This is a genomic window from Roseateles sp. (assembly GCF_965262435.1).
GTDB lineage: Bacteria > Pseudomonadota > Gammaproteobacteria > Burkholderiales > Burkholderiaceae_C > Paucibacter_A.
Map to the genome: position 1 here is coordinate 938681 of NZ_OZ253537.1, position 15629 is coordinate 954309.

A 15629-nucleotide genomic window follows, 5' to 3' on the forward strand; every position below is an offset into this window, starting at 1 on the left:
ATATGAAACGAAGCCCCACCACCCTGGCCCTGCTGGGCCTGTGCGCCCTGCTGAGCGCTTGCAGCCAGATCGACACCGGCAATGTCGGCGTCGAGCGCACCCTGGGCAAGGTCGGTGCCGAGTCACTGCCGCCCGGCGTCTACTTCACGCTGTTCAAGTCGGTGGACGAGTTCACGACCAAGGAGGTCAGCTTCTCGCTCAATGACATGACGCCCAAGAGCCGCGACAACCTGACCATGAAGGACGTGGACCTGGACATTTACTTCAAGACCACGCCTGGTGCGGTGCCGGGTCTGTATGTGAAGTACCAGGGCGATGTGGTCCAGCATGGCGACATCGTCAAGGGCGGCACCAAGGACCTGGTGATCGCCTTCAGCCGTGTTTCGCGCGAGGCGCGGGAGGCGGTCTACAAGGCCATCGCCCAGCTCGATGCCACCACCATGCACACCAAGCGCACCGAGCTGGCTGAGCTGGTGCGGGCCGGCCTGCAGCAGGAGCTGGACGCCAATGACAAGGGCGCCTTTGTCGTCACCGCCGTCAATGTGCGCAATCTGCTGACCGACCCGGCCATCGAGTCGGCGATCCGCCAGCGCGCCGAGACCGACCAGGCGATCGAGAAGAAGCGCAAGGAGATCGAGCTGGCCAAGGCCGAAGCTGAACGCCTGATCGTGCAGGCCGAGGGCGAGGCGCGCGCCAACCGCATCGTCAGCGAATCGCTGACCCCGGCCCTGAAAGAGATCAAGCTGGCCGAGATCCACCGCGAGACTGCCATTGCCATCGCCGGCAAGGCCGGCAACACGGTGCTGATGAGCCCGGGCGCCCAGCCCTTGATCCCGGTGCGCTGAGCCCGACCGGGGTCTTTTGCAAGGCCAACGATAATCGGGCACGCCGCTTCGGTGCCCCTGCGATCCTTTCTTCGTCCATGTCCAATCTCATCGTCCACGGCGGCACGCCTCTTGCCGGCCGCATCGTCCCCTCGGCCAACAAAAACGCCGTCCTGCCCATCCTCTGCGCGACCCTGCTGACGCGCGAGCCGGTGCGCCTGCACGGGGTGCCCGACATCACGGACGTGAAAAAGATCCTCGATGTCTTCCGCAGCCTGGGCAGCTCGGTCGAGATGGACGCCAAGAGCCGGGTGCTGAACCTGCACCACCGCGACACCCACTTCGACGCCGCCCGCGACCGCCTGCCCGAAGAGATGCGCAGTTCCATCATGCTGGTGCCCGGCCTGCTGGCGCGCTTTTGCTCGGCCCGTATCGAGGACGATGTGACCGGCTGCACCCTGGGCGTGCGCGAAATCGACCCCCATGTCGAGGTGTTCCAGCGCTTCGGCGCCAGCGTCGAGCGTCAGCCCGACGGCCTGGTCCTGGGCGTGCCCGCACGCCTGCAGGCCAACGACCACTGGACCGACTACGCCTCGGTCACCACGACCGAGAATTTCGTGCTCTGCGCCGCCCTGGCCAGCGGCCGTTCGACGCTGATGAACGCCGCCTCCGAGCCCCATGTGCAGGAGTTCTGCGCCTTTCTGAAGCTCTTGGGCGCGCAGATCGAAGGCCTGGGCACCTCGCGCCTGACCATCCACGGCGTCGAGCGCCTGGGCGGAGGTGAATTCACCTTCGCCGAAGACTTCCACGAGATCGTCACCTTCCTGGCCCTGGGTGCCATCACCGGCGGGCGGGTCGAGGTGAAGAACTCCACGCCCGAGCAGTTCCCGCTGATCGACCGCACCTTTGCCAAATTTGGCGTGCAGATCATTCATGAGAGCGGCTGGTCGCGCTCGGTCACGAATGGCCCGCTCAAGGTCAAGGAACCGTTCACCCGCAACATCCTGCAGAAGGTCGAGGCAGCGCCCTGGCCTTACCTGCCGGTCGATCTGCTGCCCATCTTTGTCGCCCTGGGCGTCAAGGCCGAAGGCAGCGTGATGTTCTGGAACAAGATTTATGACGGCGCCATGGGCTGGACTTCGGAGCTGAGCAAGTTCGGCGCCCACGCCTTCCTGTCCGACCCGCACCGCATGGTCACCTTCGGCGGCAAGCCCTTGCACGCGGCCGAAGTCGAGAGCCCTTACATCATCCGTGTGGCCATCGCCCTGCTGATGGTGGCGGCCAGCATCCCGGGCAAGTCGGTGATCCGAAACGCCACGCCGATCCGCCGCGCCCACCCGCAATTCGTCGAGAACATCTGCTCCCTGGGCGCACGCATCGAGTGGGTCGACAGCGAGTGAATCCAGGCGCGAGGGTCAGGGCCGGCCGGCGTGGCTGGCGCCGTTTGAGTGCGCTGGCGTTGCTGGGCATGCTGCCCATGGCCGTGCTTGCCCAGGCCTCCTCGCCCGCGGCCGACCTCGGCCCCGAACCAGGCGTGATCCGCTGGATGGTGCGCGATGTGCCGCCGCACTTCGCCTATGTCGCCGGCCGGCCGCCGCAGCGCGCGTCCGATCTGGGCAATGGCGAAGTCGATGGCTACCTGCGCCTGCTGATCCAGCACATGCCCCAGTACCGCCATGAGTTTCTCGATGCCGGCTTTCCGCGCTTCGAGGCCCTGGTGCGCCAGGGGCAGACCCTGTGCTCGCCCTTGCATGTCAACACGCCGGAGCGGCAGAGCTGGCTCTACTTCACCCATGTTCACCCGGCGCTGATTTCGCGCCAGCTGGTGGTGGTGACGCGGCGCGAGCTGGCCCCGCGCTTCGAGAAATTCGGCCGCCAGGTGCCGCTGGGCGAACTGCTGCAGAGCGAGTTGGTCGGCCTGTTGCCACGTGACCGATCCTATGGGCCCAAGGTCGACGCCGCCTTGCAGGGCGCCGGGCCGCGCGCGCCCAAGACGGTGGTGACCGGGCGTCAGACCCATCTGCTGGCCATGCTGCTGGCCCAGCGCATGGACTACACCCTGGACTACGCCAGTGCCGTGGACGAGTACTTGAAGAGCGTTCCCCAGGTGCCGGGCGAGCTGCTCAAGCTGCCCTTGCTGGAAGGCGCCAGCACCGCCCTGGCCACCTATGCCTGCAGCCGCACGCCGGAAGGGCGCAAGCAGATCGAGGCCATCGACCAGGCCGCGCGCAAGCTGGCGGCCGACCCACAGCGCGAGGCCTGGATCCAGGCCTGGCGCGGCGCCGCGCTGGATGACTCGGAGCGACAGCGCCTCAAGCGCTATCTGGACGAGCGCGCGCGCGGCGGCCCGCAGATCGACTGAGCCCGCCGCCGCACGCCTGCCACCATGAGTCGGCCGCCCAAACTGGCTCTGCCCTTGCGCGATGGCGTGGCCGCCAGCGTGCTGGCCTGCCCGCCCGGCGACTGGCCCGGCCTGCTCGACTTCCTGGTCGAGCGCATGCCCGGCGTGGCGCCCGCGGTCTGGCAGCAGCGCCTGCAGCAGGGCGAGGTGCTCGATGAGCGGGGTCAGGTCTTGCCCCTGCATGCGCCCTACCGCCCGGGCAGCCGGGTCTATTACTGGCGCAGCTTGGCGCAGGAGCCGCGCGTGCCTTTCGAGGCCCGCATCTTGTTTCAAGACGAGCTGCTGCTGGTGGCCGACAAGCCGCATTTCCTGCCCGTGCTGCCCAGCGGCCGCTATGTCCAGGAAACCTTGCTGACCCGCCTGCGCCTGGCCACCGGCCTGGCCGAGCTGAGCCCCATCCACCGCATCGACCGCGAAACCGCCGGTCTGGTGGTCTTCAGCCTGCAGCCGGCCACGCGCGGTGCTTACCAGGCCTTGTTCCGCGAGCGTGCTGTGGGCAAGGTCTACGAGGCCGTGGCCGGCCTGCCCGAGCCCCTGGGCCTGAGCCTGAGCCTGAGCCTGAGCCTGAGCCTGCCGCTGACCCGGCGCAGCCGCTTGATGGAGCGCAGCGAGGCCTTCATGCAGATGGAAGAAGTGCCGGGCGAGCCCAATGCCGAGACACAGATCGAGCTGTTGCAGCGCCACGCTAGCCTGCCCCTGGCGCGCTACCGCTTGAGCCCGAGCACCGGCCAGAAACACCAGCTGCGCGCGCACATGAACGCGCTTGGCCTGCCCTTGCTGGGCGACCGCATCTACCCGCAGCTGCTGCCGCCCGAGCCGGCCGATGCGCCCGACTACCGCCAACCCTTGCAGCTGCTGGCCCAGAGCCTGAGCTTTCAAGACCCCATCAGCGGCCAGCAGCGCCGCTTCGAGAGCGAGCTGCGCCTGATGGCTTTTTGAGCCGGCGCTTTAGAAATCCAGCAGCAGCTGGGCGCTGAACATATCGCCACGCCGGCCATAGGTGCGGCCCCAGAGGTAGGCCAAGTTGAGGCTCACGCCGCGCTGGCCCTCGGGCACCCAGTGCAGCACCGGCCCCGCGCGGTGCGATTGCTGGTCGGCGGGCAGCCAATGGTTCCAGCGCCCCAGCTCGCCAAAGCCCTGCAGGCCCAGACGCAGACCTGGCTGCATGGGCCGGGACCACTGCCATTGCAGCTTGAGCTGGCTGCCCTCGTGGCGCGCCCAGTCATGTTCGAGCAGCAGATTGAAGTTGAGCCTGTGCAAGCCCCAGTCGCCTTGCCAGCTCGGGCCGATCTCCAGCGCCGTGCCGCCGCGGCGGCCGCGGTTGTGGATCAGCTGGCTGTGCAGTGCCAGGTCGAAGTCGCTGTCGGCACCGGTGAGCAGCCACTGGTTCATCCAGTTGAGTGAGCTGAGCTTCTGCGCTCGCCAGCCAGGGCCGATCCAGCTGAGCAAGAACTCGCTGGTCCAGCGCTCGCTGAAGCCGTGGCGCAGGCCCAGCTCGGGCCAGAGCAGGGCAGGCTCACCGGGTGCCTGCACGGTCCAATAGCGCAGGTCCAGCGAGGTCTTGCCGGCCGCGGCGTAGGGCCGCACGAGGTAATAGCCCGGGTCAGCCTGGGCCGGCGCGCACAGGCTCAGCGCGGCGAGCAGGTGCAAGCTCAGGACTGCGAAGTGAATTCGGGCTGCGGCTGCCATGGTGAGCGGTGAGCATAGCGGCTTGTTTCCACAGATCGGGCTTCGTCCTGCCCGCTAACATCGGGCCATGATCACCTCGCTCGACTTGGCCCTGATTTACCTGTTTGCCGCGGTGGCCGGTGTGGTGGCCTGCCGCTTCCTGCGCTTGCCGCCCATGCTGGGCTATCTGGCCGTGGGTGTGCTGATCGGCCCCAATGCGCTGGCGCTGGCCGGTGACACGGTGGGCATTCGCTACCTGGCCGAGTTCGGTGTCGTGTTCCTGATGTTCGTGATCGGCCTGGAGTTCAATCTGCCCAAGCTGCGCAGCATGCGCAATCTGGTCTTCGGCCTGGGGCTCCTGCAGGTGCTGATCACCATCGTGGCCACCATCCTCGGTCACCATTTGCTACAGGCCGGGCTGCAGTTCTTCGGCCTGCCCTGGGAGCTGAATTGGCAGGGGGCCCTGGTGCTCGGTGCGGCCATGGCCATGAGCAGCACCGCCATCGTCGTCAAGATGATGAGCGAGCGCCTGGAGCTGGAGAGCGAGCATGGCCGCCGTGTCGTGGGTGTGCTGCTGTTCCAGGATTTGGCCGTGGTGCCGCTGTTGGTGTTGATTCCAGCCCTGAACAGCGACGGCCCGGCCATGGCCCAGTCCCTGGCCTGGGCCACGCTGAAGGCAGGCGTGCTGTTGACCCTCCTGTTGGTCGGCGGCCAGAAGGTGATGCGCTGGTGGCTGACCCTGGTGGCGCGGCGCAAGAGCGACGAGCTCTTCATGCTCAATCTGCTGCTGGTCACCCTGGGTCTGGCCTGGTTGACCGAGCATGCCGGCCTGTCCCTGGCGCTGGGTGCCTTTGTCGCCGGCATGCTGATCGCCGAGACCGAATACAAGCACCAGGTGGAGACCGACATCCGGCCCTTCCACGATGTGCTGTTGGGTCTGTTTTTCATCACCATCGGCATGAAGCTGGACTGGAGCACCTTGTCCGAGCAGTGGCTGCTGGTGATTGCGCTGAGCGTTCTGCCTGTGCTGGCCAAGTTCGTGCTGATTGCCGGTCTGGCACGCTTGTTCAAAGCGCCCGCCGGCGTGGCCTTGCGCACCGGCATCTATCTTGCGCAGGCGGGCGAGTTCGGTTTCGTGCTGCTGACCCTGGGCGCCCAGCACCAGTTGATCGCGCCGCAATGGGTCAGCGCGGTGCTGGCCAGCATGGTGCTGTCGATGCTGGCCACGCCGTTCTTGATCATGTACAGCAACCGCATCGTCATGAAGCTGTCCAGCAGCGACTGGATGATGCAGTCCCTGCAGCTGACCACCATCGCCAAGAAGTCCATCAAGGCGCAAGCCCATGTGATCATCTGCGGCTACGGACGCAGCGGCCAGAACCTGGCTCGCCTGTTGGACGGCGAGCACATCCCCTATATGGCCCTGGATCTGGACCCCGACCGCGTGCGCCAAGCGGCCGCGGCCGGCCAGAGCGTGGTGTTTGGTGACGCCGCCCGCCTGCAAAGCCTGATGGCGGCCGGCCTGGCGCGCGCCAGCGCCGTGGTCGTCAGCTACCCGGACACAGCCTCGGCGCTCAAGATCCTGCATCTGGTGCATTCGCATGCGCCGCAGGTGCCGGTGGTGGTGCGCACCATCGACGACAGCGACCTGGAGCGCCTGCGTGCCGCCGGTGCCACCGAGGTGGTGCCCGAGGCCATCGAGGGCTCGCTGATGCTGGCCAGCCATGCCCTGGCTCTGGTCGGCGTGCCCATGCGCCGCGTGATTCGCTTGACCCGTGACGCGCGCGATGCGCGTTATGGCTTGTTGCGCGGCTACTTCCACGGCGCCGATGATGACACCGGCGAGGAACGTCAGCATGCCCGCCTGCGCTCCGTCACCCTGCCCGTGGCCAGCCCCTATATGCACACCGCCCTGGGTCTGCTCGCCCTGCATGCCACGGGCGTGTCGGTGGTGTCGGTGCGACGCGTCAACGGCGCGGTGGTGCCGGCCGATGAGCAGATGCTGCTACAGGGCGGCGACACCCTGGTGCTTTCGGGCTTGCCCGAGGCCCTGGCTCTGGCCGAGGAAAAGCTGCTGCGCAGCGATTGAAGCGGGCCGGCGAGGCGTTCTTCAGCCGCGCAGCAGCGCCGCCAGCGCCTGCGCGTCGAGCACCGTCGCTTCTTCCTGTCCTTCCAGAATCCCATCGGCCAGGCCGCGCTTGTCGCGGTGCAGGTCGATGATGCGCTCCTCGACCGAGCCAGCGGTCACCAGGCGGTAGACGGTCACCGGGCGCTGCTGGCCCATGCGGTGGGCGCGGCCGGTGGCCTGGTCCTCGGCGGCCGGGTTCCACCAGGGGTCGACGATCAGCACATAGTCGGCCATGGTCAGGTTGAGGCCGAAGCCGCCGGCCTTGAGGCTGATCAGGAAGACCTCACCCTCGCCGCGCTGGAAGGCGGCCACGCGCTTGGTCCGCTCGGCCGCCGGCGTGCTGCCGTCCAGGTACTGGAAGGGCACGCCCATGGCCTGCAGACGCTCGGCCAGCAGGGCCAGGTAGTCGGTGAACTGGCTGAACACCAGGGCCTTGTGCGAGCCCTCGACCAGCTCGCGCACGATGCGTTCGAACTCGCCCAGCTTGGAGCCCAGCAGGCCCAGCTCGGGCGCGACCAGGCGTGGGTCGCAGGCAGCGCGGCGCAAGCGCATCAGCTCGGCCAGCACCTGCATCGGTGCCGGCTGGCCGGCCTTGGCGGCGGCGGACACGGCGTCTTGGGCATTGCGGCGCAGTGCCTCCAGGAAGGCCTTTTCCTCGCTGCTGGGCTGCACCAGATGGACGATCTCGGTGCGCGGCGGCAGGTCTTGCAAGACCTGCTGCTTGGTCCGCCGCAAGAGGAAGGGCGAGACCAGGCGGCGCAGGCGCTGGCGGGCGGCGTTGTCCTGCTGCTTCTCGATCGGCCCGGCGAAGCGCTCGTTGAACTGGCTGGCGCTGCCCAGCAGGCCGGGGTTGATCAGGTTCATGATGGACCAGAGGTCGGCCAGGCGGTTCTCCACCGGTGTGCCCGAGAGCGCCAGGCGGAAGCCGGCCTGGAACTCGGCCACCGATTTCGCGCGCTTGGTGGCCGCGTTCTTGAGCGCCTGCGCCTCGTCCATCACCAGGGTGGCCCAGGCTTTCTCGGCCAGGCTTTCGGCGTCGATCTGGGCCAGGGCATAACTGATCACCACCACGTCACCGGGGCCGGCGGCGGCGATCAGGCCGGCGCGGTCGGCGTCTTCACCGTAGATGCTGCAGCGCAGGCCCGGCGCGAACTGCGCCGTCTCAGCCAGCCAGTTGCCGCAGACCGAGGTCGGCGCCAGCACCAGGGCCGGGCCCAGTTCGGCGCGCTGCAAGAGCAGGGCCAGGGTCTGCACCGTCTTGCCCAGGCCCATGTCGTCGGCCAGGCAAGCGCCCAGGCCGGCCGCAGCCAGGCGGCTCATCCACTGAAAGCCCTGCAGCTGGTAGCCGCGCAGCTCGGCGCGCAAGCCCTTGGGCAGGGCCGGTTCGCTGCGTGCGGCGTGGCCGAGGGCGTCCATGCGCGCCTGCCAGGGTGAATCGCCGGCGACGCTCATGCCCTCCAACGTTTCCTCCAGCCAGGAGGCGGCCGCCTGCGGCAGCTGCAGCTGGTCTTTCTTGGCCTGGGCCAGGGCATCGAGGTCGCGCAGCTGCTGGCGCAGCTGTTCGCTCAGGGCCAGGTACTCGCCCTCGCCCAGGCGCACAAAGCGGCTGCGCGATTCGCGCGCCAGCTTCATCAGCTCTTGCAGGCCAAGCACGCGCGATTCATCCAGCTGCGCCTCGCCGCTCAGGCCCAGCCAGTCGCGGCCGCTGCTGACGCCCACCGTCATGGCCGCGCTGGCCAGCGGCGTCACGCGCAGCGGCTTGCCCTTGGGCCAGTCGAGTGCGGCGATGCCGGGCAGGCCGGGCAGCACCTCGACCGCGCGCAGCGCCTCCTCGGCGTCGAGCAGCTGCCAGGGTGATTCAGGCGCCAGTTCGGGGTCCAGGAAGGGCAGGGCCTCGAGCACGGCGGCCCGGGCCGCGCGCTCGGCTAGCAGATCGCGTTCGGTGGCCAGGCTCACGCCTTCATGCATGCACATCAAACGCGCCCGGCCCTGGCCCGGCGTGACGGCCGGCCCGAAGTTGCCAAAGGGCTGGGCCACCAGCTGCAGCTGCAGGCCTTCGCCCAAGGGAAGCAGGCGGGCGTGCAGGCGGCTGTCGCCGGCCACCAGCTGGCCGGCCGCGGCATCGCTGTGCAGCTGGAAATGGGCGCTCAGCACCTGCAGTGCGGCGCCTAACTCGGCATTCGCCGTGACCGGCACCGACCAGCCCTGGGACACCAGCTCCGCGACGCGGCGCTGGGCATTGCTGATGCGGATCAGGCGGGCGTTCTGAGGGCCGTCGCGCAGCACGCGCAAGGCGTCGCGCTTGGCGCTCTCGGTGTCGTGGCTGTTGCCCAGCCAGCCGAACAGGCGTGGCGGCTCGCTGGCGATCAGGGGCGGGTGGATGTGGAACTCGAACTGTTCGCCGCCGCCGCCGTCCGCGCTCGGCCGCCGGCGCACCTCCAGCTCGGGCTGGGCCTCGACCAGCTCGACCCACTGGCCCGGTGCATCGGCGAACATCAGGGCCGGGTGACCGATCAAGGCGATGGCGGCTTGCGCGACATCGAGCTGCCAGCTGTTGGCCCCGCCGTAAAGGCTGCGCTCGATATGGCGCAGCACCGCGTTGTCGCGCGCATGGGCGGCGCCGTTTTTTTTCAGCTTGCCCAGGCTGACTTCTTTCAGCTTGAGCACGCCGCGCGCGCTGAGGCTGCGCTCGAAAGGCTCGACATCCTGCACCCGGCCCTCCTTGTCCAAGCTCAGGGCCCAGGCCAGCTCGGGCCCCTCACTGCTGGCGCTGCTCTTCTTCTCGTCGCCCAAGGTGGCGATGGCGGCCAGGGCATCGCGCCAGGGCTCGCGCGGTGCGCTCAGGAAGCTGGCCGGCGCGCTCATGCCGCCCAGATCGACCTTGAACGAGCCCAGCTCCAGGCGCTCGGCGGACTGGGCCACGGCCGCGGCCAACCAGGTCTGGCCGCTGGCCTGCAGGCGTTCCAGCAGGCCTTGCACGGCGGCGCCGTCCCAGCCGGGCGCGGGCTTGTTCAGCCAGGCGGCCAGCAGCAGGCGGTCGGCCGCATGGCCCAGGCTGTGCTCGCGCGACTCCAGGCCGGGCAGATGGGCCAGAGCATCGGGGTCCAGGCTGTCCTCGCCGAGGCGGCTGCCGATGACATGGGCCCAGCGGCCCCAGAGCTCTTGCGGCGAGGGCTTGCGCGAGCCCGACTCGCTGATGCAGAACTTGCGCGCGGCGGCCCAGGCCAGCGCATCGTCCTGGGCCAGGTGGCAGAGCACATAGATGCGGGTCAGGTCAGCGCTCAGCGGCGCACGGCGCGCGCCGGAGATTTTGCGGATGTCCTTGATGGCCATGTCGAACTGGGCGATGGCGGCCGCCCACTGGCCTTGCGCGGCCAGCGCCGCCGCCTCGTACTGCGGCAGGCTGGGGCCAGCGAGGCCGCTCAGCAGCTGGCGCATGCCGCTGAAATCAAGCGCCAGCAGGCGCGCTTCGGCCAGGCGTGCACGCAGCGCCGGCGTGATTTGCGCCGGCGCCGCCGCGAAGCCTTGCTGCAACCATTGCTTGATGCGCTGGGCGCGGCTGTCGCCGACATGGAGCAGGTCGATGCACAGGCTCAGCAGCTCGCTGCGCAGGTCGGGGGCCATGGCTTCCAGCAAGGCGGGCGACCAGGGCTCGGTGATGGCACTGAGCAAAAGAACGGGGTCGCGCAGCTCGGCCAGCTCCGCGTCCATATGGGTGTGGAAGTCAGTCTGGGTGAGGCCCGAATGGATGAAGAGGCGCAGCATCTGCAGCTTCTCGGCCTCGTTGCGAAAGCTGATCCAGTTGATCTTGCGGGTCACCTCGCCATAGCCACCGCCGTAGACCCAGGCCAGGCGCTTCCAGTAGCTCTTGCGGGCTTCCTTGTCCAGCAGCAGGGCTTCCAGGCGTTCCCGGTGGGTGTTCAGGTCGGCGGCATGGCCCAGGCCGGGCACCAGCTCCACCAGGCCCTGGCGGCGCAGGGACTGCAGGGCCTCGTTGACGTGGCTGGCGCCGAAGGGCCGGCCAGACGGTTGGCGGCTGGCGTCCACCGCCTGCAGCCATTGCAGCAAGCCGGCCGCGCCGCGCCCGCCGCCGCTCAGCAGCAGGGCGTCCAGCACCGCCTGCTCGTCGGTCCGGCTGATGTCCAGTTCGCCACCCGCGGCCGGCTCCGGTGCACCGGCTTGCCTGGCTTTGGCCTGCGCCACGATGTCCTGCAGCTGCTCACGGCTGAGGCCTGCCTTGCCGGGCAGCGGACTGTGCGGCAGGGTTTCAGGTGGGGCGGGTTTCTTGGCCATGGGCGCGCACTCTTGTTTCTCTCTCTCTTGGAGGCGCGAGTATGCCAAGCGCGCTGGCGGCCGAGCCGGTGTGCTGCAAATCACGCCGCTCCGATGCGCGGCCTGGGTCTGCGCCTTTGTGCCGGCAAAGCCGGTAATGCTCCCTTGTTTCAACGCTGGGGCTCAGTACATTGGAGGGCCCTGTCACACGGCGCCGGTATGGAGCGGCGCCGCGACAGCCACACCGTCCCTTTTGATGCCCCTCATGAAAATTCGCGTCCTCGGCTGTTCCGGCGCCATTGCGGCCGGTTACAAGACCACCGCCTTCCTGCTCGACGACGATGTGCTGATCGACGCCGGCACGGGTGTGGCCGATCTGGCGCTGGAGGACCTGGCCCGCATCGACCACATCCTGGTCAGCCATTCCCATCTCGACCATGTGCTGTCGATCCCGCTGCTGGCCGATTCGGTGCTGCGCATCCGCGCCGAGGCCGGCCGGCCGCCGATTCAGGTTCATGGCTTGCCGGCCACCCTGGAGGCGCTGCGCCGGCACATCTTCAACGGCGTGATCTGGCCCGATTTCACCCGCCTGCCCAGCGCGGCGCGGCCGGTGCTGAGCCTGCATGCCTTCGAGGTGGGCGATGTGCTGGACCTGGGCGGTCGGCGCATCGAGGTGCTCAGCGCCGCCCACACCGTGCCGGCCTGCGGCTTTGCCGTGGCCGGCGCCGAGGGCCACTGGGTCTTCACCGGCGACACCGGCCCCAACCCGGCGCTCTGGGCCCGGCTGGCCAAGCTGCGGGTCAGCCACCTGGTGATCGAGACCGCCTTCAGCAACGAGGAGCAGGAGTTGGCCGACCTCAGCCGGCATTTGAGCCCCGCCCGCCTCGGCGCCGAGCTGGCCCAGCTGCGCGGCTCGGTGCAGGTGCAGATCACCCATATCAAACCAGGCGAGGGCCAGGCCGTGATGGCCGAAGTCGCCGCCCTCGCTAGCGGCCACCGGATCAGCGCCTTGGCGGCGGGCATGGTGATGGAGCTGGGCGGCGCGCCGGCGGTTTGAGATCAGCCCAAGGAAAATGCAGGCCCGAGGCTGCTAGCCTTGGTTAGAACAACGGCAGCCCCTCCGGCTGCCGTTTTGCATTCCGCCGCCCCTTTGATCGGGCGGCCTCGGGATGAACTGACAAGAACTGTCACTTGGCACTTTATGTCGGCCGGATTGAGGGGGTGACTGACAAAAATTGTCAGTCGAAACCCGACAGGCGCCGCCATTCGTGCGCTTTCTCACGCAATCGGGCGGGTTCAGCCCTGGCACGACCCCTGCATTCAGGGGGTGTGTCCCTACCCCCCCGTTCACTTTTTGCAGGAGTACTCACCATGAAGCGCGTCCAACAAGGTTTCACACTGATCGAACTGATGATCGTCGTGGCGATCATCGGTATCTTGGCAGCCGTGGCGTTGCCGGCTTATCAGGATTACACAACCAAGGGCAAGATGTCTGAGGCTTCTGCTTTGGCCGCTACAGCAATCAAGAACATCAACGTTGCGTTCAATGATGGAAGTTTGAGCGCGACTACGGCCAATGCTGATTTGGGTATGGCAGCGGCAGGTTCCATCACTGGTAAGTATGTAGCTTCGGTGACTGCTGCAGGTACCAGTGCAACTGTTGGTACCGTGACCATCGTTATGCGAGGCTTCAACGACACGGCAATTGATGGCAAAAATGTCGTTTACACCGTGACATGCACCGCCGGCGCGTCATGCATCACCACGGTAGGAGGCTCCGTTCCGACCAAGTTCTATCCGAAGACTTGATAGCTTGTAAGTAAGATTTATCTGAATGAAGGGCGGTCCAAAGAGACCGCCCTTTTTCACTATTGAAGGCTTTAAATTTAATGTGAAGTTGCTTGGATTTGGTTTCAAAGAATGCTTCGTTTGCAATCAAAGTGCATTCGATTTATTTGGAACTCTCAGGGTGCATAAGGATAAAGGAGTCGTTCAATGAAATCTCGTGGTTTTGGGTTTACTTTGATCGAGATTCTTGTGGCGTTGCTGGTGCTTGGGGGGCTTGTTGCAATCTCGACACCTGTCTACCGCAGCTATGTGGATAGAGCGCGCATGAGCGAAGCAGTCTCTGTGGTGCAAACTGTTTTGCTCTCGGCTTCGGAACTATGCGGAATGAATGCCTTACGGAGCGCTACAGATGCTCAATTGGGCGTGAGTACACCTTCAGCCTTTGCAACCGCAAAGGTTGTTGCTTCTATCTCTGCCTCAGACGTGAGTGCAGATGGTCTATACGTAACGGTCACGTTGAAGAAATTTGGCGATGTTAGTGCAGGGGATACTTTGGTCATCAAAGGTTCTTGCCAGAACCGGTCAATGAATTGGACCGTCGATACCAGTAGCACTGCACCTGCCCAATTGCTACCCAAGCAAATTTAGTCAGAATTTTCTGATCGACGCTCTTTAAGCCTTGCAAATCGTTCGACTTCGAACACCGGGCCGTACAACAGCAGCTGCCATAAGTTGATCGTTGAGATCCACAAACCGCCACGCATCCCTCGTGAACGGCTGGCGGATGAAGCCCTCGACCCCCGCCTGGCAAAGATCGACTCGCATCAGGTGGTGGTGCGGCTGGTAAGGCATATAGCTCAGCAGCAGGCGGTTCAGTTGCTGGATCATGGCGTAGCGTTCCGGCCCATCGGCCAGCAGGCGCTGCTGGGCATAGAGCTTGTCATAGGCGGGCAGCTGGAAGCGGGCGTCATTGCTCTGGCCGGCGTTGGGGCCGTAGCCCATGCTCAGCAGGAAGTCCGCATCGGGCGCGCCGAGGTCCCAGACATAGCCCCAGATCATCAGCTGGCTGGCCAGGGCCTTCTTGATCAGCTCGCCAAAAGTGGCCGACTCGAACTCGATGCGCAGGCCCAGCGCGTCCATCTGCTTTTTCCACAGCTCGTCGATCAGGCGCTGGCGTGAGCTGCCGGCCGTGCCGGCGCGGCGCAGGGTCAGGCGGCTGCCGTCGGGTTGCAGGCGGTAGCCCTCGGCATCGCGCTTGTCGTAGCCGTAGAGGTCCAGCAAGGCGCGGGCGCGCGCCATGTCGTGGCGGCCCACTTCGCTGTGCAAGGCGGGGTCGTGGCCATAGACCATGGGCGGCAGCATGGACTGGGCCGGCACGGCCTGGCCTTTGTAGACGATGCGGATTTCCGCTTCGTTGTCATAGGCCAGCGTGATGGCCCGGCGCAGGGCGACGCGCTCGGCGGACAGGCCGCCGACCACCGGGTCCTCCATATTGAAAAAGCTGAAGCCGATGTCGGCACCATGGCTCCGGAAGACCTGCACGCCACGCTTGCGCAGATTGGGTGCCAGCTGCCCGCCCGGCAGGGCCAACGGAGCCACCTCGGTGGGCATCTCCAGCAGGTCGAGCTCGCCGCCATTGAAGGCCAGCCAGCGCGGTTGCGTCTCGACGATGATGCTGATCTGTATCTCGTCCAGCATGGGCAGGCGCCGCCCCTTCAGCAGCCGGGCAATGGCCTGGCTCTGGGCATCGGGCGGCACCTCGCCGGCTTCATAGATCTGCTCGCGGAAGCTGGGGTTGCGCTCCAGCACGATCTGCGAGCTGCGCCGCCAGCTCTTCAGCCGGAAGGGCCCGGTGCCGACCGGGTGGGCCAGCAGATCGGCCGCATAAGCCTCCACCACCTCGCGCGCCATGGCGCCGGTGTAGCCGGCATTGGCGAACAGGTGGACGAAGCGCGGGTCGGGCTCGGCCAGGCGCACCTCGAAGCGGTAGCGGTCCAAGGCCCGCAAGCCCGGCACCTCGCGCTCGTAGTCGAAGGGCGTTTTGCGCTGGATGGCCTGTTCGCGCAGCTCGCTCAGGCCCAGGATCTTGGCGTTCTCGAACTGGTAGAGATGCTCGGTCTTGAGCAGCGGGTCGTAGAAGCGTTTGACCGTGTAGACGTAGTCCTGCGCCACCAGCTCGCGCGGCCGGCCCTTGAAGACGGGGTCATCGGCAAAGAAGGTGCCGGGCTGGATGGTGAAGACGAAACGCTTGAAATCAGCGGACACCTCAGGCAGTCCGGCGGCGGTCTGCGGCCGCAACTGCACCGGCCGCGCCAGCAGGTCATAGGTCAGTGGGGATTCAAAGATATGGGCGTTGACTGCCACCGAGGTGCGGTCGGACACCTGGGCGGGGTCGAAGCCGACTTCGGCGGAGTTGAAGGCGGTGCGCAGCACTTTGCGCTTCGGCGTGGCGGTGCTTGCGGGCAAGGCTTGGGCCCAAGGGCTGGCCACCAGCAGGCCTGCGGCGGCCATCAGCTCACGTCTTTGCATCGTCGTTCAGTCTCTTCTG

At 66.8% G+C, this 15629-nt stretch carries 11 protein-coding genes; 8 read left to right on the top strand and 3 right to left on the bottom strand.

Annotation, left to right across the window (positions count from 1 at the left end):
- Positions 1–2: 2 nt before the first annotated feature.
- From ACQY39_RS04200 to ACQY39_RS04215, 4 genes are all read left to right on the top strand, one after another.
- Positions 3–845: an SPFH domain-containing protein gene (locus ACQY39_RS04200; RefSeq protein ID WP_428503687.1), complete on the top strand. Its 843-nt coding sequence runs from the start codon at positions 3–5 to the stop codon at positions 843–845.
- Between the two features lie 77 nt (positions 846–922).
- The gene (locus ACQY39_RS04205; RefSeq protein WP_428503689.1) at positions 923–2224 is read left to right on the top strand and encodes a UDP-N-acetylglucosamine 1-carboxyvinyltransferase; all 1302 of its coding nucleotides are present in this window, start codon (positions 923–925) and stop codon (positions 2222–2224) included.
- Between the two features lie 44 nt (positions 2225–2268).
- Positions 2269–3186, top strand: coding sequence for a hypothetical protein (locus ACQY39_RS04210; protein WP_428503691.1), 918 nt, complete (start codon positions 2269–2271; stop codon positions 3184–3186).
- Between the two features lie 24 nt (positions 3187–3210).
- On the top strand, positions 3211–4164 hold the full coding sequence (locus ACQY39_RS04215) for a pseudouridine synthase (RefSeq protein WP_428503693.1): 954 nt from the start codon (positions 3211–3213) through the stop codon (positions 4162–4164).
- Positions 4165–4173: 9 nt separating this feature from the next.
- Here the strand turns inward: ACQY39_RS04215 and ACQY39_RS04220 are convergent, their stop codons facing one another.
- Positions 4174–4914, bottom strand: a complete 741-nt coding sequence (locus ACQY39_RS04220; protein ID WP_428503695.1) for a hypothetical protein — start codon at positions 4912–4914, stop codon at positions 4174–4176.
- Positions 4915–4981: 67 nt separating this feature from the next.
- Here ACQY39_RS04220 and ACQY39_RS04225 point away from each other — a divergent pair, with 67 nt between their 5' ends.
- A complete protein-coding gene (locus ACQY39_RS04225) occupies positions 4982–6982 on the top strand; it encodes a cation:proton antiporter (RefSeq protein ID WP_428503697.1) in 2001 nt (666 codons plus the stop codon).
- Positions 6983–7003: 21 nt separating this feature from the next.
- On the opposite strand, the gene ACQY39_RS04230 is transcribed toward ACQY39_RS04225, so the two are convergent.
- Positions 7004–11314: a DEAD/DEAH box helicase gene (locus ACQY39_RS04230; protein WP_428503699.1), complete on the bottom strand. Its 4311-nt coding sequence runs from the start codon at positions 11312–11314 to the stop codon at positions 7004–7006.
- Positions 11315–11558: 244 nt separating this feature from the next.
- On the opposite strand from ACQY39_RS04230, the gene ACQY39_RS04235 reads away from it, so the two are divergent.
- The 3 genes from ACQY39_RS04235 (at position 11559) to ACQY39_RS04245 (ending at position 13729) form a co-directional block, all read left to right on the top strand.
- Positions 11559–12350, top strand: coding sequence for an MBL fold metallo-hydrolase (locus tag ACQY39_RS04235; protein WP_428503701.1), 792 nt, complete (start codon positions 11559–11561; stop codon positions 12348–12350).
- A 314-nt stretch (positions 12351–12664) separates the two neighbouring features.
- Positions 12665–13102 carry a pilin gene (locus ACQY39_RS04240; RefSeq protein WP_428503703.1) on the top strand — a complete coding sequence of 146 codons (438 nt, stop codon included), beginning with the start codon at positions 12665–12667 and terminating at the stop codon, positions 13100–13102.
- A gap of 186 nt (positions 13103–13288) precedes the next feature.
- Positions 13289–13729 carry a pilin gene (locus tag ACQY39_RS04245; RefSeq protein WP_428503705.1) on the top strand — a complete coding sequence of 147 codons (441 nt, stop codon included), beginning with the start codon at positions 13289–13291 and terminating at the stop codon, positions 13727–13729.
- Positions 13730–13753: 24 nt separating this feature from the next.
- Here the strand turns inward: ACQY39_RS04245 and ACQY39_RS04250 are convergent, their stop codons facing one another.
- Positions 13754–15610 carry an ABC transporter substrate-binding protein gene (locus tag ACQY39_RS04250; protein WP_428503707.1) on the bottom strand — a complete coding sequence of 619 codons (1857 nt, stop codon included), beginning with the start codon at positions 15608–15610 and terminating at the stop codon, positions 13754–13756.
- Positions 15611–15629: the final 19 nt, after the last annotated feature.

Coding starts and splice junctions, on each gene's coding strand:
- ACQY39_RS04200 (WP_428503687.1), top strand. CDS start 3: ATGAAACGAAGCCCCACCACCCTGGCCCTGCTGGGCCTGTGCGCCCTG.
- ACQY39_RS04205 (WP_428503689.1), top strand. CDS start 923: ATGTCCAATCTCATCGTCCACGGCGGCACGCCTCTTGCCGGCCGCATC.
- ACQY39_RS04215 (WP_428503693.1), top strand. CDS start 3,211: ATGAGTCGGCCGCCCAAACTGGCTCTGCCCTTGCGCGATGGCGTGGCC.
- ACQY39_RS04220 (WP_428503695.1), bottom strand. CDS start 4,914: ATGGCAGCCGCAGCCCGAATTCACTTCGCAGTCCTGAGCTTGCACCTG.
- ACQY39_RS04225 (WP_428503697.1), top strand. CDS start 4,982: ATGATCACCTCGCTCGACTTGGCCCTGATTTACCTGTTTGCCGCGGTG.
- ACQY39_RS04230 (WP_428503699.1), bottom strand. CDS start 11,314: ATGGCCAAGAAACCCGCCCCACCTGAAACCCTGCCGCACAGTCCGCTG.
- ACQY39_RS04235 (WP_428503701.1), top strand. CDS start 11,559: ATGAAAATTCGCGTCCTCGGCTGTTCCGGCGCCATTGCGGCCGGTTAC.
- ACQY39_RS04240 (WP_428503703.1), top strand. CDS start 12,665: ATGAAGCGCGTCCAACAAGGTTTCACACTGATCGAACTGATGATCGTC.
- ACQY39_RS04245 (WP_428503705.1), top strand. CDS start 13,289: ATGAAATCTCGTGGTTTTGGGTTTACTTTGATCGAGATTCTTGTGGCG.
- ACQY39_RS04250 (WP_428503707.1), bottom strand. CDS start 15,610: ATGCAAAGACGTGAGCTGATGGCCGCCGCAGGCCTGCTGGTGGCCAGC.